Source organism: Planctomicrobium mucosum, from assembly GCF_051466335.1.
Lineage (GTDB): Bacteria > Planctomycetota > Planctomycetia > Planctomycetales > Planctomycetaceae > Planctomicrobium.
This window is the reverse complement of the sequence record NZ_CP195793.1, coordinates 997,515-1,017,082: the sequence shown is the minus strand read 5'-3', so window position 1 is coordinate 1,017,082 and position 19,568 is coordinate 997,515. Positions and strand designations below refer to the sequence as shown.

Genomic DNA, 19,568 nt, shown 5'->3' with positions numbered 1-19,568 from the left:
GTTCACGAATCGCACCCGGTCCCAACAGTTGGGACTCGTCATTCGAGGGAAAGTGCGCATCGGGGAAACGTTGCAAAACCAATTCAAACTGTTTCGAAAATCTTACCTCCCCAAAAATGCAACCCATTCAGAATCCTCAGCCCTGCTTCCCAAGTTCACCCAAACTCCACATCGATGACGCAACTGCCAGTGAGCAGCGAAGAACCAAAGCCGTTTACTTGCCCTCTCCCCGATCTTGAGTTATCAATCATTAACACCTGTACAAATGTTGCGTTCGTAAGCTGCTGTGGGAACTCAAAAGCGATTCGATGATCAAACGCATTGAACTCAAAAACTTCATGTCTCACACTCAAACGGTCATCGAACCTGCTGAGGGACTCACTGTTTTAGTCGGCCCGAACAATTGCGGAAAAAGTGCGGTTGTCGCAGCGTTGCAGATTCTCTGCCAGAACGAAAACTCCACGTACATTCTTCGGCACGGCGAGAAGGAGTGCTCTGTCACCGTTGAAACAGACGACGGTCACTCTGTCCAATGGCGTCGCAAAACTTCTCCCAGCTATGTCATCAACGGTCAGCTGTTCGATCGACTCAAGGGGGCCGGCCTGCCAGAAGAGCTTCACAAAGCACTCCGCCTGCCCCGCGTTGATACCGGTTCCGATGGGGATTTTGATGTCCACTTCGGAGTGCAGAAGTCACCCATTTTTCTGCTGGGAAGTTCCGCAGCGAACGCGGCCCGCTTCTTCGCGTCTTCATCGGACGCTGCAAAGCTGATGGCGATGCAGAAGCTCCATAAAACGAAGCATCATGAAGCGAACAGAGACAAAAGCGAATGTGAGAAACGCTCCAAAGAAGTGAACGACGATCTCACGATTCTCGATCCGGTCGTTTCGCTCGACAAAAAACTGAGCCAGATCGAACAACTTTACATTGAACTTCAAGATGCAGAAGGCGACATCAACAGTCTGGAGTCCCTTCAGCGACAACTCCTCCAGCAACAGACTGTTGTCGACAAGTTCAATACGGAAGTAAAGGCACTCAGCCAGCTATCATCTCCCCCACGACTGCACGAAACAGCTCACGTTACTCAACTGATCGCGGACATTTCCCTGACGACTGGAGAGCTGAACCGCACCACAGCGACAACGACCGCTCTGAAATCGCTGGTCTCTCCTCCTGTTCTGGAGGACGTCAGCACGCTGACTTCAACGATCTCCCGATTGGATGCGCTCGAAGTCGACATCAGGAGAACTGCATCCGTCGTCAATCAGCTACTCAATCTCATTGATCCTCCAGCACTCGAAGAGACAGAGCGGCTTGCTCGACTCATTCATCAGCTCGTCACAATCTCAAGAGAAACATCACAGCTGACGAGCATTCAAAATGAGCTCAGAAAACTCGGACTCCCTCCGGCCTTGGAAAACCCTGAGGAGCTCAGAGAAATCGTTCGTGCCCTTCTGTTATCGCTGCAAGAAACGGGAACGCTGACGTCTCAAGTCGCGGTCTACAATCAGTTAGAAGCACCGCCAACAGTCGCATCGACAGACGACGCTGAGAAATTGCTGCGAACCCTGAAGCTCGCTCAAAAGGATGTCGAGTCTACCGTGCACACACTGGAACGTCATCACACAGAAATCACCTCTGTTCGCGAAGCGCTCCGACAAGCGGCCGCTGCCAATGAATGTTCAGTCTGTGGAAGTCCACTCGATCCCGATCGTGTGATTGCTCGTGCAGAAAGTGGACTTGGAGCACATGACCATGACTAATCCCAACTACGAAGGCTTGTTGCTGATCGGCGATCCGCATCTCGAAGGTCGTGTCCCCGGGTTCCGCAAAGATGACTACCCCAATGTCATCCTGGACAAATTGGAGTGGTGCCTGACTTACGCCACGGAAAACAGGCTGCTTCCGTGCATTCTGGGAGATCTGTTCGAACGCCCGCGTGAAAACCCGAACTGGTTAATGGTTCGACTGATGCAGATGATGCAGGGGGAAATTCTTTGCCTGTATGGCAATCATGACGTGCATTACAACCCGCAACTGACTCCAGACGACTCGCTGAGCCTTCTGATCACCGCAGGCAAGCTGACTCTCATTGATGAAAACAATCTCTGGTCGGGCTCGATGAATGGGCGTCCTGTTGTTGTCGGTGGGTCCTCTTACCGTCAGGCAATTCCCAAGGATCTCCCCTGGACCGGAGAACGCAAACCAATCGTGGTCTGGATGACGCACCATGACATTCTGATTCCGGGATACGATGAAGGACGCATCAAGCCACGCGAAATCCCTGGAATCGATCTCCTTGTCAACGGGCATATTCACCGCCGACTTGAGAATATTCACGCCGGTCAGACGACGTGGCTTACACCGGGAAACATCAGTCGACGATCGCGCAGCGACGCCAGCAAGTCTCATGTTCCATCAGTGCTTCGCATCGACGTCACCCCCGAGACGTTCAACTACTATCACGTCGAGGTCCCATTTAAGCCCTTCGAAGAGGTCTTCCACGACACGATTGTTGAAGTCAAAACAACAGTCGAGCGGTCCGCATTCGTTTCGGGACTGGCGGAACTTCAAGCAAGAAGAACGGAAAGTGGAGCGGGACTCATGGAGTTCCTGAAGCACAACGTTCAACAGTTTGAATCGTCTGTCGCCGATGAAATCCTCAACCTCGCAAGAGAGGCAACACAAGAATGACTCAATCAACAGCCGGCAAAGAGATCGAACAATCAATCGAGCAACTCACACAGCGGTTTACCGCACTGAACACTAAGAAGATTCAGGCAGAAACCAAACTGGAGAAAGCACAAGAGCAGCTCGCAGAACTTAAGAAGGAAGCACGAGAAAAGTACGGCACGGACGACGCAGAGGCTCTTCAGCTGAAACTGGACCAGATGCAATCAGAGAATCAACAAAAGCGTGCCGATTACCAGTCACAGCTCGACAAGATCGAAGCTGACCTCGTGGAGATTGAGCAGCAGTTCAATGCTCGTGAGAATCCGCCTCATGGCGAAGGAATTCGGTGATGGCAAGTGAACCACAATTCCAGACAATGACATCCGAACCACTTCCCTCTCCCCGGGAATTGCGAAGCCGCGCAGAACGACTGCTTGGCAAACGGGACGACCGCGTCAAAGAATCGCAAAAACTGGCTGAGAAGTTTCAGAGCTTAAATGCGTATCTCGCCATCGCTGAAAAAGTGAGCGATGCCTTGCAGCAACTCAGCGAGCAGTTGTTTCAGGAATTACTCAATGTCGTCCAGGAAAAGTTGACGATTGCATTGCAGGAAATTCTGGACCAGCCAATCGAATTCGTGGCCAATGCGGACTTCAAACGCGGCGGAGCGACCGTCGAGTTCAGCATTAAAAAGAATGGGAACAAGGAAGATATTCTCCGTGGTCAGGGGGGCTCGGTCGCCAACATCCTGAGCGTTGGCCTTCGGCTTTTTGCCCTCACCACACTTGACGAAACCAAACACCGTCGATTCCTCGTACTCGATGAGCAGGACTGCTGGATACGTCCGGATCTCGTCCCGAAGTTAGTCAAAATCGTCCAGGAGGCAGGAAGAGCGCTGGGCTTTCAAGTGATCATGGTCAGCCATCACGACATCGCTTTGTTCGAACGCAGCGCTGACAAGATTTACGAATTCAGCGTGAATTCCAATGGCAGTGTGAACGTCGAAGAACGCAAGATCGATCCCGCTCTCAGAGACAGTAACCCGTAATTGTGCATCTCTCGAGACAGTGAAGCGTCTGTCAGCAAAGAGCCATTACGCCGACCCGCTCGCTGGATTCGCTGAGTCGCGAAACCCCCTAGGTATGCTCCGGACAGCCGTGACTTGCATGGGCAGATACAGCTGAATTGCATTTGAGATGAGACTGCGTTTGAACTAGACTGACGAAGACACTCGCTCGCGATCAGGGGGAATCCACATGTCCGCTTACCAAATCCGTCCTGAACAAGTTGAGCGGGCTCGTGAGATTCTGCGTTCCGCTGGATTACGAAGCACACCAGCAAGAATTTCGGTCCTTCTTGAACTTCAGACCGCAGTGTCCCCACTGACCCACGCGGATCTCGCTGAACGGCTCGTCCCGACCGGTTTTGACAAGACCACGATCTTTCGAAACCTCAATGATCTGGCAGATGCGGAACTCGTTCGACGCACTGAACTCGGTGATCACGTTTGGCGATTCGAACTGAAGAAGGCCGATGGACATGACGAGAACCACCCGCACTTCATCTGCGTTGATTGCGGCGAAGTCACGTGTCTCTCTGATGTTGAATTGACATCCTCTTCCCGTAAACGCTCGAACGAAGTGGGCAGAGTCACAGAAATTCTGCTGAAAGGCCACTGCGCAGGCTGCGATCAGAAAGCAGTGTGATTCAGATCCAGAGTCTTGAATTCGACCCTCAAAAGAACTCGTGCTGAAACCAGTAATCCAGCAAGAAAACTCGCGAGATAATCTTTCAGTGCCGCTTCTGGGTCCGAATGAACCCCGAAGTAGTACGTCTTACCATTTCGTTTTTTTACCCATTGCCCACACGGGTGTGCTGTCAGTGGGAAATCAGTGTATGGATTTTCGACTTTTGACACGGTCGCTTCTCCGCAAAACTGAACTCTTCCGGGTGTGGTTACGGGTGTGGTTCAGTTTTACGACAAAAACGCCAAGGTGTCAAAATGCAGAAAACCCCCGTGTTTTCGGGGATTTTCGTGTATTGCGAGAGACAGGAATTGAACCTGCACGGGTTACCCCACTGGAACCTAAATCCAGCGCGTCTGCCAGTTTCGCCACTCTCGCGGAAGTCATCAGGGTAACGCATCGCAGGCGCAAGAGCAACGCTGCCTTTTGAAAGGGTCGAGTGCTGTTTGCACAATTTTGCGTTGTTTCCAGACCTTTTAGACCCGTCTCTTATTGCTAACCCGAGGAGCGGTTCTGTGGAATGCGCCATTCGTGAAATCGTCCACACTCCCAGGATGTGTGGACCTGAAAGCCGGAGGCGGCGTGTGAATGACACCTCCGACTTGCCAAGACGACCGCGATCAATCTGCGCCATTCTACCCAAAGAACGGCCAGATTACCGGATTAAGTTCGTCAGCTCCTGAAGCACTTCGTTGGTGACGGATATCGTCCGGGAGTTTGCCGAATACCCTCGCTGAGCGACGATGAGTCGCGTGAACTCTAAAGCGATGTCCACATTCGACTGCTCCAACTGTCCGGATCGGACAAGCCCTGTACTTCCAGTTCCTGCTCCCCCCAACAGGGCTTCCCCGCTGCTCAGGCTGCTTTCGTAAAAATTGCCCCCATCCGAAAGGAGACCTTGTGCGTTACGGAAAGTCCCGATGGCCAGTTGCGCAATCGGAAACTTGACTCCGTTCGTCCCGAGCCCTTGAATCACTCCGTCCCCGTCCACAGCGATGTCCGCGAGAACTCCGTTTCCATAGCCGTCGGCTGTCGTCGACATTGACGAGGTTCCTGAATACGCACTCAACGCATTCGCCCCCGAGTCGCCTCCGTCCATCACAACTTGAATCACCTGTGGCGACGTCTGGCCAGCAAACTGGATCGACAGATTCCGATCGTTGATCCCTGCCCCGGTCACCCCGCTGAAAGTTCCATCGGAATTAAATGTGATCCCCTCAACGATATTGTCGACGAATGTCCCCAACTCAGGAGCGATACCAGCGACCATCGTCCATGTGCCGTCAACCTGCCGCTCGAATTCGAGATTGATGGCATGTCTTCCACCTGCTGGATCGAAGATGTGGGCTCCTCCGCGGACAATCTCGCCGGCTTTCCCGTTTACATCGACAACCATTGGCCGCGTTGAAAATTCAGTTTCCCCTGCGTTCCCCAAATCGTCCGTGAATGCGAGGCTCATGTAGGACCGCCCCGGCGTCAGGCTAGTCAACTGTAATGAGCCACTTTCCGTCAACTCGACTTTCGCTCCCGGAAATGCTGCCGCAACCGCAGCGACCAAATCGCCCACTGTGGAAGCACTATTCGCAGAAAAATCGATGGAGACCGCTGCTCCATTTTCGTCTGTTCCCGCAATATGAATGACGTCACCAGCGGCATAACCACTTTGACTCAGATCCAAATCATTCAGCAACGTCGAAGGAGTCGCTGAGACTCCAGAAGCCAGCCATGGGGCGGAAGCGAGTACCTGTGATTGGGGAATCGCACCATCGCCGGGGAGATTGCCGCTGACGTGAATGTTTTGCGTTGCTTTTCCGGGAATCGCTGCGCCGATTGGAATCTGGATATCGAGATTGCCGGCCCTCTGAAAACTGGGGAAACCCGTGTTCAATTCACCAACGGTTCCATAACGTTGAACGGGAAATCCTGTTCCCGAATCGACTAATGTGCCGCTCTTGTCGATCTCGAACACTCCGGCACGTGTATAGACATTCTGCCCGCCGCGATTCACAACAAAGTAGCCATCTCCCTGAAGAGCCAGATCGAGAGCATTCCCTGTCGCCTGAAGATTCCCAACTGTGTTATTCATCCGGGTCGCCTTGAGGGTACTCCCGCCGCCAATTTGCAGTGGATTCGTACCGCCGGAAACTCCCGGAATCCCGCTCGACGCCCCTCGTGCGGTCTGGTAGAGGAGATCAGAGAAAATCGCGGATCGTTCTTTATAGGCAACAGTGTTCAGGTTGGCGAGATTGTTCCCCACAATCTCAATCATTGTCTGATGAGACTTTAATCCCGAGATCCCTGTCTGAAGCGAGTTAGCCATGTCTGGTTCTTTCCTTGACCTGTCCTGAAATCAATCTCTACCGGGAGCCGTCCACTCGTGCTCGTCTTATGAACACTCGAAAATCCAGCGATTATTCCGCAGCGGTAGCGTTCCCCATCACCTTGACCACATCATTGAGAGATACATCCACGCCACCGATTGTCAGAACGACGTTCTGATTGACGACCCGGGCCGACTCGATCACTCCAGACTTGTTACTGTTGGATGTAGCGGAGAAGTATTCGACTTCTCGCCCCACAAGACTTGCCCCTTGAGTCAGTGATTGAAGCCTGAATAGCCCCTCGAAATTTGCATTCAGCTGCTCAATCCCGCTCAATGTTGAGAACTGGGCCAGTTGCCCAAGAAAATCTTCCTGAGAAGTTGGTTCGAGTGGGTTCTGGTTTGCCATTTGAGCAGCCATCAACTTCAAAAATTGATCCTGCCCGATACTGGAATTAAACGTGGATGCTCCAACGTTCATTTCTTGCAACTCCTGAGTTCCGCGATTCACGAGTTTTGCATCAAATGCGAAAACTCAGTCCATTTCCAATCTGTCCATCAGCCGGCTGACGTCGATCACTTTCCAACTGGCGACGTGCTTCGTTCCCCAGTCTTGTCACTTCGATTTCACCGAGCAGCTCTTCGTAGAGCAAAGCGGCTCTCTGCTGGTGAGACTCGTTCTTATGCTGAGACAAAGTGCCCCCATCATTTAACGCCTGCACTAGTTCATCTCGATGCTGCCGTAACAAGTCGAGAGTGGTTGATTCCGCAGCTGTGATCTGAAAATCCAATCCCCCCGCGGCGTTTGGACGGACTTCAAAACCAAGCTCCCCGAGTTCCGGTGGATCGATCCGAATTTGCAGCCGTTGAGAATCTCCCTCCACGACGAATCTCGATTCGACCTGAGATGTTTTTGCCATCTCCTCTGCGACAGTTTTGTCTTCACGCAACTCGCAACCTGACAACAAAATCGCTTTGGAGGCGTCTTCGTACAATGCAGAATCCACAGGGATAGATTCACTCATCGACGGCAAATCAATATGCCGCTCCGACTCGACCAAATTCTCGGATTCGGCACTCAATTCACCAGACCGTCCCTGTCCCCCCTCCACTTCACTCGTCGAACCGATCTCAGTCGCCCCCTGCAAATCAATGAGCTCGATCAACTGCGGCGCCTTCGCAGAGGCGTTTGCCGACTCCGATCGGGATGACCACTGCTCATGAACCTTCTCACGCCACGAACCATCTCGCTGAATGACCGCTCCGTTCGGAAATATCCAGTCATTGCCGTGGTGGGGTTGAGTTGTCCCCTCACTCGAGACAGGCGAAGCACCTTCCGTTTGTGCACTCGGCCGCAGAACTTCTGAATTTGGGACAAGCACAGGTCCAGCAACAATGATCGTTTCTGGCTGCAACTCTTCGAGTTCGATTTCCTTGCTCAACTCAGCGAAACACAACTCAACATCCTGCGAATTGGAGGTGCCTTTTAACTTCGGACGCGGTGAGATCTGTCTACCAACATTCTGAATCGCGACTCGGACTTCTTCCTCGAAATTGATCACACTTGCTGAATCATCACCTTTCTCCGTACGGAATGGCGATCGTTGCCCACCATCGCCAGGTGAAATGGAAATTGATCCGACACTCTCAATCACACGTGCGATCCCTGTCACTTCGTCAGTCAACTCACCGGACCATGCCGATCTTCGAGATTGATTCAGACTTACCCGAATAGCGTTTGATCGACACGCCAGAGCATTCCTGATGCCAACTTCAGTCATCAATCGAAACGAGCGACGTAAGCCCAATCCCTTTAAGTAACTAAATCTTCAACGCAAGGGTTTTTCAGTTTCTGGCCACTGAGGTCCCCGGAAAAGCATGCCTCTGGTGACGGAAAAGATTTCCGCTGCTCGACCTCCGACGTCAGCCGACGTACCCTAGTTTTCGATACTGCGAGACTTTGTTCCGCAATGTCCGTGCAGTCACCCCCAGCGCAGCAGCAGCCTCTTCCTTATTGCCGTGGAAGATTTTCAGGCGATTCAAAATGACATTCCGTTCAATCTCGTCCAGCGACATCCTCTCAAACAGTTCCGGACTCTGATCTGGAACGTGATTAACTATCGGCACATGTTGACTTTCGAGTGGTAGATCAACGGTTTCGATGACATCAGATTCAGCAAGGTAACAGGCACGAATGATGACGTTTCGCAGTTCACGCACGTTGCCTGGCCAGTAGTAATCGCTGAGGGATTTCATCACCGATCGAGAGACACCACGAACTTTCCTGGTCAACTCAGGTTGAAGAAGTTTAATGAAGTGCTGCACCAATGGCGGGATATCTTCCGGACGCTCTCGCAACGGCGGAAGTCGGAGCACCAAGACACTCAATCGATAGTAAAGATCAGCGCGAAAGCGATCTTCATTCACATCAGCTAATAGATCCCGGTTGGTGGCAGCCAGAATGCGACCCGAAAAGTACAGAACTTCGTTCCCACCCACTCGCTGAAATTCTCGCTCTTCAAGCACTCGCAATAGCTTTACCTGATCGGATAACGCAAGCTCGCCGATCTCATCTAGAAAGAGGGTCCCGTCTCCGGCATTCTCAAACTGACCATGCCGTCGTTGCACCGCTCCAGTGAAAGCCCCAACCTCGTGCCCAAACAGTTCACTCTCAATCAGGTTTTGAGCGAACGCAGCACAGTTCACCCGCAGATAGGACTGACGATTCCGATCACTCATCTGATGGAGTGACTTCGCGATCAGTTCCTTTCCGGTACCGTGCTCCCCAGTGATCAACACCGACATTGAGCTGTGCGCGAACTTTTTTGCCTGTTCAAGCACATCGAGCATTTTTCGGGATTGATAAATCAGAGACATCACTTTTCCAAATGTATCTGCACTTATTGGCGGTTCGACTGTTGATAGGCTCTCTGCATTTGCTGGCGCCGCATTGCAGAATCGAGCTGAGGAATGGCAGCCAAACGCTGTTGTTGAGTGCTCGCTTCCATTTTATTGATGAGAGTGATTAGATCCCCCAGCAGCCCTTGATGAACCTGTAGAGCGAATTTCAGCTCCGCACCGGCCTTCACCTTGAATGACATCCAATGCTGCTTGAGCGGTCCCAAGACCGATTCGCTTTCTTCAATCTGCTTCATGAACGGTTGTAATTGAACGAGGCAGGACGAAATCTGATCGAACTGTCCCTCCCCTGTCGGCACAGCGGATTGAATCAACCCCAGAGCGCGACGATACAGCGACTCTGCTTTCTTCAACTCAACGCAAAGCTGTTGCTCGAGCTGATTCACTGGCAAGTGATTCAATTTCCTTCTCCCATGCTTTGATCGAGTCTCCCAACCGCTTCACATCATCCTGAAGCTGAGCTTTGGCATCGATTTCGGTCAACCACCAACGAGCCATCTCTCCAACCCAGTCCGCATCACTTTCAGCGAGAAGACGGCGATAGCTCTGTTTGGCCAGATCGACACGACCACACTTCCGGTGACAACTGGCTTGTAAATATTCAGCCCAAATCTGATCGATCCTCGCGAGTTCTTTCAGATTCGTCTGCTTCAACACTTCCAGACAGGTTTCGTATTCCCCTGTCCCGAATAAGCTCGATGCCAGTGAAAATCGATCGATTGCCCCCTCGACGACCAATGGGCCCATCGGCAGTAACTCTGCTGCTCGCGGGGTCGAAGGCGGTGTATCTTTCCAAGGGCGAGGTTGCACAGGAACTGGAGGAACCTCTGGCGACGGACCATTGGCTGTAGGAACTTCACTCTCCGGCGTCTGACTCTGTGGGAACTGCGCTGGTTCCTCCTGACGCGGACCTTTCTGATCCGACATTTGACTGAGAATCTCCATCTGCCGTTTCAACTCGCGGAATCTCTGTTCCTTTAACGACTGAAGATCTTCCTGAGTCGTCGTCGCTTCTGGTGCTGGAACGGCTTCTGCACTCGAAGTCGGACTTGGTTCTTCCGGTGCGGAATGCCCCTCTTCCTGCGTTTCAGCAAATAGCGGGATCGCGGGTTCTTCCGCCTGGGACGTTCTCAACAAGGGTGTCCCACACAGCCATCCTGCTCCTACTGCAAACACGAGCAGCAGGCTCAATTGTCCAATAACGTTGACTAACGGTTTCATTCTCTTGGTCCAGTTGCCAACGAATCTGAAATGACTTGGACACTCTCTTGGAGATCGAGTGTCGGAACGACTCCTGAAAAGCACTCCACAGCCTTCTTGTGCTCCGATTTCGACTGATAGATCTGCCCCAGTAGTCGCAAGGCTGCACGTCGATCTGCATCTGCAACTTGGGGATGTTCGAGAAGTCTGTGAAGTTTCCGGATCGAGGTATCAACATCGCCTCGATGAAAGCCTGTTGCTGCTTCCTTTAATTGAGTCTGAAACAACAGCGAACTCGGCTTGATCAGGCTACGATTGATCGGCTGAGCAGATTCAATTCCAGCAAGTTGATCTGGAGCATCCTCGAGCAAACACTGACGAATCCGATTCTGAAGCGGGAACGAGTAGCTGGATTGTAAGCAGTTTCGAAAGATTGAAATTGCTTCCTGAACCATTCCCGTCTCTCGGTAGGCCGACCCGATAATCCACGCCCAATGTCCCCCAAAACAGTCCGAAGTCCGAGTGTTGGTCAACGCTGCGATCAGAGATGTTCCTGCTCGCGTCCGTCCGTACTCATTCAAGGTGGACTTTAATTGAATCATCCATGTCAAAGTCGCAGCAAGATCATGGCTCCCCTCTCCCTCGAATAGGGAATGATGAGCCAGGAGAATTTCATTTGCGACCTGATAATTGTCGAGCAGATAATAGGCCGCGACCAACTGAAGAGTAGCGATTGCCTGAAATCGGGATCCCTCGCTCAGTGCTTTTGCACGGGTGAGAGGCGAGATCGATTCCCGGATCTGATCAGATTCAAGACAGACTCGACCAGCGTAGAGATAGCTCACCGCTTCGAGAGGATGGCCAGCCAGAAGATCCGAAGCTTGATGAAACGCCTTGAGTGCCTCATTCAGCCTCCCCAGACGAAGACTGAGTTTTCCAAGGTTCAGCCAACCGATCGCTTCAAACTCTGATCGAGGAAACTGCTGAAGCATTTTCGAAATACAATCACTCGCCTCAACTAGATTTCCCTTGAGTGCCATTGTTCGGGCGAGTTCTAAAAAACTCGCAGGCGCCCAAGGATGTTCCGGACCATTAAGACAAGCGAACTTCAACCAGCGATTCGCAGATTTGAGACGATGCGTCTGCATCTCCTCAATCGTCGCCTGATTTGCAACGGAGATATACATCGTTTCGCCGTCGACCTTCCAAACCGTCTCGACCGGATCGAGAATGGCATCCAAGACGACAGCCAGCGGCATGTTCACACAATCTGGTTGAAGTGCTGATTCCTGCAATTTCAATCGCGCTTCTTCAGTGATTTTGACTTTCCAACCAGCACGATTCACCGCCCGCTTAACGAGTTCTAAAGCGGTCAGGCGTTCAGTTCGAACATTGACGTAGATTTCGTCCGCAGACTGATTGAAACGTTGAACCACCGAAATATCGTAAGGGGGAATTTCGGGATTCGCTACCTGAACGATCGGTCGCGACATCAGTTCATCAAGCACCTGATACGGATGGACTGCCAACTGCGGTGTCAAAAGAGTCTCATCATTCAACTCGTGAAGACCCTTTTCCTTTCCGATTCCTTCCCCGACAATTCTTGCAGAGACAAGGACTGCAAGCTGATGCGTCACTTGAGCCTGTGATTCCGGATCGTGACGAAGAGTTCCTTTGACGATCTCGCCAAACAGCATCGATGTTGCCAAGTCGTGTCGATTGGTCGAACCTAAGATCCGAACTTGGCCAAGGATGGCTGTCTGACGAATTACAGGAGCCGGGTTGTGATCCAGAACGGAACGATAGGCAGCGATGCCCTTGGACTGGTTTCCGAGCCCCTCTTCACAGAGGGCAATACGGAGTTGTAACTCCGCTGGAAGGTAACTGGGGTGAGATGACTTCAATTGTGCATACGCGGAGGAAGCGCTCTTATAGTTCCCCCCCAAAAGCAATCGATCAGCACGCTGTAGCTTGAGTTCCGGAGTCAGCGCCTGCTCCTCTTCGAGCAGCTTGGCCGTTTCAAGCGCCATCGCAGAGGCAGTCCCCGGCTTGGGCCTTCGAGGCGAGGTTGAATGCCCCGCATCGTCCGTCTCAGGGAGGGGAAGTGACGCAGGAAGTTCAAGAATCTTTGGTGTTTGCAGCTGCTCTGAACTGTGCAGACGAACAGTCGAACTCGAGCTTAGGTTATGCACAGACGAGTCGGTTTCTGCATTTTCATGCACGCCCCCAGAGCGACTCGCTGTCGACTGGAGGACCGCGTAGCCGACCCCCACACCGACAGTCAAGCTGCCTAACACGACCGGAATGAACAACTTCCAGACAGACACGTCTCTACTGCCCTAGGTCAAAGTCTGCGTAAAACCTCTACGCAAATTCAATCCGACACGAACAAAACCAATACAATCAGCAAACTCAACTTAAACATCGCACTCCACCATCCGTCCACAGCAGAATTTTCCCAAAGATTTGAAAAAAAAGGCAAGTTCCCTGATCAGCCCTCGATAACGGAGATGTTCCTCCTTCTCTGTCGAGACCACTGATGCAGATTCGCAGAATAGACATCGATCCCCATCGATTCGTCCCCCCCAAAGGGGCGACGAAGTCTGACGATGTCAAGTCGGGCTTGAGCCAGCGAATCGCCCCCACTCAATCGAGTGATATCAGCGATGCGACGACCGACACCAACGTCAACAGTGCGAACGCAATCGGCTTCAACGCCAAGAGTGAGCTTGCCAGATTGAACGACGTTCCCAAGGTACGTGCAGACATCGTGACGCAAGCACGTGCAAGGTATCTGAGTGGTCAGTTCTCGTCAGTCGAAGCAGCGGAACGACTTTCACACGTATTTCTGAATTCAGACGTTATTTAATTCCCGCATCCAGACATCGAGATGAATGTTTCAAGGAATCGATTTGCTGCCGCATGGTTGTGGCTCATTACGAATCAATGGATTCACCCCCCACATCGCAAGGCATGACCCATGGCAATGACAATTACCAGTAACATCTCGTCTCTGAACGCTCAGGGGAACCTGAACCGGGCATCAGGAGCGTTGGCGACCTCGGTCGAACGACTCTCCTCCGGCTTGAAGGTAAACCGTGGTGCTGACGGGCCTGCTGCTCTCGTGATTTCCGAAAAGCAACGAGCACAGATCGCTGGTCTCAAGCAAGCAATCGACAATTCCAACAAAGCTGTATCGCTCGTCCAGACAGCGGAAGGCGCACTGGGCGAAATCAACGATCTGCTCGTCAAAGTGCGAAGCCTCGCCATCGACTCCGCAAACGCAGGTGTCAACGACAGTGACGCGCTTGCTGCAAACCAGGCGGAAATCACAAACGCTCTCGACACAATTAACCGTATCGCCAGCAACACCCAGTTTGGAACCAAAAAACTCCTCGATGGCTCGGCCGGACTCTCCGGAATCAGCAACGATCCCGATGTCACGTTTATCCGAGGTACAACAGACACCTCCGCTGGTGTTCACGCCGTCAACGTGACCACAGCCGCTGAACGAGCAATTGCAACAGCTGGGACGGCACAGGGTGGGAACGCCCTCACCGCCAATGAGACGTTGACAATCAACGGTGTTCAAGTGACCTTATCCAGCGGCATGTCTCAGGCTGCTGTAGTCAACCGCATTAACGAATTCTCATCGGAAACCGGCGCCGTTGCGGATGCAAACGGAGCAGGCGGTGCAACTCGTATTTACAGCAATGCGTTTGGATCAAACGCAACCGTCAACGTCATTTCCAATGTTGCCGCGTCCCCAGGAGGCACTGATTACTCCAGCGGCTTCGGAACAAGTGCCATCATCGACCAAGGCGTCGATGTCGTCGCGACAATTGCCGGAACTTCTTACACCGGAACCGGAACAACGCTGACGGCGAATTCTGGCGTCGCAAACGGACTGACTGTGCGATTTGGAACCAGTTCGTCGAACGCCGCCCAATCAGTCGCTGGCGCACAGGGAAGCGTGACTGTCGGGAACAACTCGCTGGTCTTCCAGATTGGTGCGAACCAACACCAAACTGCACGTATCGCCATCGGTAAGATGGATGCGTCAGCTCTGGGACTCGGAGTTGCAGGAAACCAGTTCAACAACCTGCAAGATATTGATGTCACCTCTGCCTCCAAAGCACAGGATTCACTCGCAGTGATTGACCGGGCAATCAACGACGTGACAAATCAGCGTGGTGCACTCGGAGCGTTTCAGCAGAACACACTCACATCCACCGCAAACAACCTGCGTACGACACTTGAGAACACAACGAACGCCGAGTCGGTGATTCGCGACACCGATTTTGCTTCCGAAATCGCCAACTATACGAAATCTCAGGTCTTGGTGCAGGCTGGAGTCTCCATTCTCCAGAATGCGAATCAGGCACCGCAAATGATTCTTTCGCTGTTGCGATAATCGGTTTCGACTGAGAGATCACTTCGCCCCGCTGAGAGGTTTCTGATGAAGCTCTCAGCGGGTTCTCCATTCAAGTCGACGGTCATTTGCGGATAAAGGATTCTCCGCTAATCGTCGTGACAATCATGGACGACACTCCCAATGCGACGCCCTGAATATGCCGTTCAACACCGAGTGAATCCTGCTGACTGATCGATTCTGGTTCAATTTGTAGGAGACTGAAAATGGCATCCATTAACATCGGAGGACTCGTTTCCGGGATTGATCCCGATGTCATTATTCAGGGGTTGCTGAAGATCCAGCAGCAGCAGATTGATCAATTCAATATCAAGAAAACCTCCGTCGAAACAAAGCAGACCGCTGTGGGAGCACTCCAAACCCAGCTTGTCACATTGCGGACAAACGCGATCTCTCTTGCCAGTTCGGTGAACAATCCATTCGATGCGAGGCAAGTCAACGTTTCCCGTCCGGAATCATTGATTGCCACTGCGACTAGCAGAGCCAATGCAGGGACTTATCAACTCAAAGTGTCTTCGCTCGCAACCGCTCAACAGGTTGCTTCGCAGGGATTCGAATCACCCGAAGCGGCGATCACTGAAGGAACATTCTCAATCCGAGTCGGATCGGGTGTCTCTTCCGACATTCAGGTCAATTCCTCGAACAACACTCTCGCAGGGCTCGCGGATTCCATCAACTTTGCAGATGTTGGAGTCTCAGCAAGTATCGTTCAGGATGGCTCAAGTTCATACAAGTTGTTGCTGACGTCAGCCAAAACAGGCACCGATCACCAGATCACGGTCGTCAACGGATTAGGGAACTCGACGGGTTCATCGCAGAAAGTCGAGATTGACGTCGCCAATCCGGTCCAGGCCGCCACAAACGCGACAGTCTCTATGGGAACCGGCCCCGGGGCGATTACTGTCACTAGCCAGACCAATAGTGTGAACTCGTTAATTACAGGGGTGACGTTGAATCTGCTTGAAGCAGATCCGACAAAAAACGTCATGGTTACCATCTCTGCAGATACTGAAAAAGCAGTCACTGCAGTGAAAGACTATGTCGACTCGTACAACAGCTTGCTCGACTTCCTCGATAGCCAGACAAAGTACGACTCCGAATCGGATGTCTCCGGAATTCTGCAGGGTGACTATTCGATCATCAACATCCGAAATCAGCTCCAGCACGCGGTTCAAAGTGTCATCCCCGGTGGCTCCAACAAAGCGAACAGGCTGAGCGCCATTGGAATCACCACTGCAGACAACGGCCGCCTCATTTTCAATGAGACACAGCTTCAAAACATGATGAAAGGCAACGTCAGCGGAGTAACGAACGCCGACCTGAAACATCTCTTTGCTGTCGCTGGACAGGGGACAAACGGCAACATTTCCTTCGTGCTTGCGAGTTCAAAAACACGCGAGTCAGCGACTCCGTATGGAGTGAAAATTACTCAGGCTGCCACGAGAGGAAGTGTCACCGCTGGACTTGCCTTGGATGCATCGACGACGATCGACGATTCGAACAACTCACTCACTCTCAATGTCGACGGTTCAGAAACGACAGTGAGACTCAATTCCGGAACCTACAATCGTCAGGAACTGGCAAATCACGTTCAATCGATTATCAACGGGGCCATACAAAGCAGCGGCCGCTCGGTAGCTGTCGGGGTAAATGCCCAAGACCAACTTGAGGTCACATCCACCAGCTATGGCTCAACTTCTCGGGTGACACTCTATGCGAGTTCCGCCTCTGCGAGTTTGGGACTCAGCGGCGGGGAAAGTCATTCCGGGACCGATGTCGCCGGCTACTATCTGGTGAACGGTGTTCGGGAAGATGCTGTTGGTAAAGGCCAGATTCTCACTGGGAATGCAGGAAATTCCCACACCGATGGCCTGCAGGTCCGGTCTTCCCTCAACCCAACGCAGCTTACAAATGACCCTGAAGGGCAAATTTCAATGACGCGCGGAGTCGCATCGCGGCTCAACTCATTGATCGATGGATTAATGGACAGCCAGAAAGGATCGCTCACATCTATGACAAATTCGTTGCGATCCCAAATCGCAAGTATCAATCAATCCATCGAGAACCAGCAAACCTATTTTGATCGCCAAAAAGAACAGCTCACGATGCAATTTTCGAGAATGGAAGCCGCGCTGCAACAGATGCAGACCACAAGTTCGCTTCTCGGCTCGCAACTCGCTGGAATCAGCAAGATGGCTTCATCCTGAACTTCGGAGTAATCAGACCGGGAAGTGAAATCTCCGCGGAAGAAAAAGATCCCGCCTGACGTCTCGATTTCTCCATCGCCGATATCACTTCTGACCTTTGAAGATGAACGTCTTCTTCAGCCACGAATTCAGCATCAGGTTCCCAATGACACCGCAACAGGCATACAAAAAGAACGCTCAATCCGCCAGGACTCGCATCGAGATGCTGTTGGCGATTTACGATTCGACAATCTCCACAATCGACGCTGGAATTCAAAACCTTCAGTCTGAAGACAGAAGTGGGTATCCCAGTCTGCAACTGAGAGTTTCAGAACTGTGTCTTCTCCTCATTTCCGGACTGGACACTCAATCGACTCTCGGAGCACGTATCAGAGACCTCTGCATTTTCTGCATTGACCAGACCAGCCATGCAGAAGTTCAGGGGTGGGAATCGGCCCGATCCGTTCTGAACACACTGCGAGAAGGTTTCCTCGAAATTCGTGAAGAAGGAAATCGACTGGAATCGTGCGGTGAGATCCCACGACTCAGCGAGGTCCCTGAACACACACTTGTCCTTGCGTAGGGCACATGGAAGATGTGAACAGTCTACGAACTCATTTCTGTACCGCCGCAGCCTCGATGGCAGTGGGGGGGCGTGAACTCGATGACTGACGGCTAAACGGTGTTCAGAGCGACCAGCAAGTCAAGATGCCGCAGCATCATCCAGCGGTAACGTGACTTCCAATTCCGTTCCGACATGGTGTGTGCTACGACAGACGATTGTGCCACCATGTGCCTGAACGACTGCGTAGCAAATACTTAACCCAAGCCCTGTCCCTTGGATGGAATGTGATCTTGATCGAGACCGGTCGGATCGGAAAAAGCGGTCGAATACAAAAGGAAGATCTTTCTCAGAGATTCCAATACCGGTATCGCTCACGAGTAACTTCGCAACATTCTTCTGCGGGTCGACACTTAAAGCGACCCGCACTTTTCCACCGGGCAACGTGTATTTGATAGCGTTATCAATGAGGTTATTCACCACCTGTCGCAGCGGTTGGCGATGGCCCGCGACAATTGCCATGGCTGGAGAGCTGAACTGAAGATCGATCTCGTTTGCCTCTGCGACCCCTTGAAACATATCAACTGCACGACTTACCACTTCATGCAGACTGATCTTCTCCTTCTGTTCGCCCCAAACTTCATTGGCCCGATCGGTCTCCGACAACAACAACAGCTGATTGACCAATGTTTCAAGCGAGGTCGACTGGTCAATGAGGTCTTCTAAGACTTCTGTAAACTCTCCCGTTGTTTGATCCCGGTTGAGTGCGACTTCGATGGAACATCGAATTGCAGCGAGTGGAGTCCGCAATTCGTGTGCGGCATTCGCAAGAAAGTCCCGATTATGTGCCAGGTACGCAGCGACACGATCCAGCAATCCGTTGATCGTATGTGAGAGCTGATCGAGTTCATCACCAGTTCCGCTGATCACCAAACGCTCTTCGAGATGCGAGGGACGGAGACGCGACGCTGTCTGAATGATGTCCCCCATTGTGCGGGCAGCTCTCCCCGCCAGCCAGTACCCACACAGTGGCGCGACAATCAGCAGAGTTCCAGCGGCCATCGCCATCCAGCCATCAAGAATCGCCAGATCCTTCTTCACGAAATCAAGCGTCGTTCCGATCCGAATACCGTAGACACCGAGTGGATTCGGACCTTGAGCCATTTCGATGACTTGAAGATTTCCATATCGATAGGGAACCAGATTCGCCACTGCGGGGAATTTGGGAATGTCTTGGGGAGCGAACTCTGTCTTGAAGTTGTTTGACTCCTCTTTCGTGTAGATCTCGGCAAACCAGGAATGTTGCTGATGCCCGAGAGATTTTCGATCGAGTTCATTTCGGAGCGACTGCATCCCTTCAGAGTCTGCTGCATTCACGCTCAGTGAAATTTCATGAATCTGTTCAATCAAGATTTGGTTAATCTCGTGAAACAGAGCCCAACGCACCCCATAACGCACGCCAAACAGCATGACCAACGCAATCACAGAGACCACGAGCGCGTTCGCAGCAGCCAGGCGCACCCGGAGTGTT

At 52.1% G+C, this 19,568-nt stretch carries 17 protein-coding genes and 1 tRNA gene; 9 read left to right on the top strand and 9 right to left on the bottom strand.

Features of this window, described 5'->3' with window-relative positions:
- Window positions 1–308 precede the first annotated feature (308 nt).
- From SH668x_RS04150 to SH668x_RS04130, 5 genes are all read left to right on the top strand, one after another.
- Window positions 309–1,763 (top strand): AAA family ATPase, encoded by a 1,455-nt coding sequence (locus SH668x_RS04150; RefSeq protein WP_437187435.1) that lies wholly within the window; start codon window positions 309–311, stop codon window positions 1,761–1,763.
- On the top strand, window positions 1,756–2,694 hold the full coding sequence (locus SH668x_RS04145) for a metallophosphoesterase (RefSeq protein WP_437187434.1): 939 nt from the start codon (window positions 1,756–1,758) through the stop codon (window positions 2,692–2,694). Before SH668x_RS04150 ends, SH668x_RS04145 begins: the two co-directional genes overlap by 8 nt.
- Window positions 2,691–3,023 (top strand): hypothetical protein, encoded by a 333-nt coding sequence (locus tag SH668x_RS04140; RefSeq protein ID WP_437187433.1) that lies wholly within the window; start codon window positions 2,691–2,693, stop codon window positions 3,021–3,023. The genes SH668x_RS04145 and SH668x_RS04140 overlap by 4 nt, the downstream gene beginning before the upstream one ends.
- Window positions 3,023–3,721 (top strand): DNA repair protein, encoded by a 699-nt coding sequence (locus tag SH668x_RS04135; protein ID WP_437187432.1) that lies wholly within the window; start codon window positions 3,023–3,025, stop codon window positions 3,719–3,721. Before SH668x_RS04140 ends, SH668x_RS04135 begins: the two co-directional genes overlap by 1 nt.
- A 208-nt stretch (window positions 3,722–3,929) precedes the next feature.
- Window positions 3,930–4,379 (top strand): Fur family transcriptional regulator, encoded by a 450-nt coding sequence (locus tag SH668x_RS04130; protein ID WP_437187431.1) that lies wholly within the window; start codon window positions 3,930–3,932, stop codon window positions 4,377–4,379.
- A gap of 335 nt (window positions 4,380–4,714) precedes the next feature.
- On the opposite strand, the gene SH668x_RS04125 is transcribed toward SH668x_RS04130, so the two are convergent.
- The 8 genes from SH668x_RS04125 to SH668x_RS04090 all read right to left on the bottom strand — a co-directional run bounded on the left by SH668x_RS04125 (window position 4,715) and on the right by SH668x_RS04090 (window position 13,184).
- Window positions 4,715–4,796, bottom strand: a tRNA-Leu gene (locus tag SH668x_RS04125).
- A gap of 277 nt (window positions 4,797–5,073) precedes the next feature.
- Complete coding sequence (locus tag SH668x_RS04120; protein WP_437187430.1) at window positions 5,074–6,738, bottom strand: flagellar hook protein FlgE; 1,665 nt, start codon at window positions 6,736–6,738, stop codon at window positions 5,074–5,076.
- A gap of 91 nt (window positions 6,739–6,829) precedes the next feature.
- Window positions 6,830–7,219: a flagellar hook assembly protein FlgD gene (locus SH668x_RS04115; protein WP_437187429.1), complete on the bottom strand. Its 390-nt coding sequence runs from the start codon at window positions 7,217–7,219 to the stop codon at window positions 6,830–6,832.
- Window positions 7,220–7,259: 40 nt separating this feature from the next.
- Window positions 7,260–8,423, bottom strand: a complete 1,164-nt coding sequence (locus SH668x_RS04110; RefSeq protein WP_437187428.1) for a flagellar hook-length control protein FliK — start codon at window positions 8,421–8,423, stop codon at window positions 7,260–7,262.
- Window positions 8,424–8,661: 238 nt separating this feature from the next.
- Entirely contained in the window at window positions 8,662–9,615 is a 954-nt protein-coding gene (locus tag SH668x_RS04105) for a sigma-54 interaction domain-containing protein (RefSeq protein ID WP_437187427.1), read from the bottom strand.
- A gap of 23 nt (window positions 9,616–9,638) precedes the next feature.
- Window positions 9,639–10,049, bottom strand: a complete 411-nt coding sequence (locus SH668x_RS04100; protein ID WP_437187426.1) for a hypothetical protein — start codon at window positions 10,047–10,049, stop codon at window positions 9,639–9,641.
- Window positions 10,012–10,878, bottom strand: coding sequence for a hypothetical protein (locus SH668x_RS04095; RefSeq protein WP_437187425.1), 867 nt, complete (start codon window positions 10,876–10,878; stop codon window positions 10,012–10,014). The genes SH668x_RS04100 and SH668x_RS04095 overlap by 38 nt, the downstream gene beginning before the upstream one ends.
- Window positions 10,875–13,184 carry a hypothetical protein gene (locus SH668x_RS04090; protein ID WP_437187424.1) on the bottom strand — a complete coding sequence of 770 codons (2,310 nt, stop codon included), beginning with the start codon at window positions 13,182–13,184 and terminating at the stop codon, window positions 10,875–10,877. The genes SH668x_RS04095 and SH668x_RS04090 overlap by 4 nt, the downstream gene beginning before the upstream one ends.
- A gap of 212 nt (window positions 13,185–13,396) precedes the next feature.
- Here SH668x_RS04090 and SH668x_RS04085 point away from each other — a divergent pair, with 212 nt between their 5' ends.
- The 4 genes from SH668x_RS04085 (at window position 13,397) to SH668x_RS04070 (ending at window position 18,058) form a co-directional block, all read left to right on the top strand.
- Window positions 13,397–13,726: a hypothetical protein gene (locus tag SH668x_RS04085; protein WP_437187423.1), complete on the top strand. Its 330-nt coding sequence runs from the start codon at window positions 13,397–13,399 to the stop codon at window positions 13,724–13,726.
- A 111-nt stretch (window positions 13,727–13,837) separates the two neighbouring features.
- Window positions 13,838–15,271: a flagellin gene (locus SH668x_RS04080; RefSeq protein ID WP_437187422.1), complete on the top strand. Its 1,434-nt coding sequence runs from the start codon at window positions 13,838–13,840 to the stop codon at window positions 15,269–15,271.
- Between the two features lie 224 nt (window positions 15,272–15,495).
- Entirely contained in the window at window positions 15,496–17,496 is a 2,001-nt protein-coding gene (gene fliD, locus SH668x_RS04075) for a flagellar filament capping protein FliD (protein WP_437187421.1), read from the top strand.
- 145 nt (window positions 17,497–17,641) lie between these two features.
- Window positions 17,642–18,058 carry a hypothetical protein gene (locus SH668x_RS04070; RefSeq protein WP_437187420.1) on the top strand — a complete coding sequence of 139 codons (417 nt, stop codon included), beginning with the start codon at window positions 17,642–17,644 and terminating at the stop codon, window positions 18,056–18,058.
- Window positions 18,059–18,178: 120 nt separating this feature from the next.
- On the opposite strand, the gene SH668x_RS04065 is transcribed toward SH668x_RS04070, so the two are convergent.
- The gene (locus SH668x_RS04065) at window positions 18,179–19,558 is read right to left on the bottom strand and encodes a sensor histidine kinase (RefSeq protein WP_437187419.1); all 1,380 of its coding nucleotides are present in this window, start codon (window positions 19,556–19,558) and stop codon (window positions 18,179–18,181) included.
- Between the last annotated feature and the right edge of the window lie 10 nt (window positions 19,559–19,568).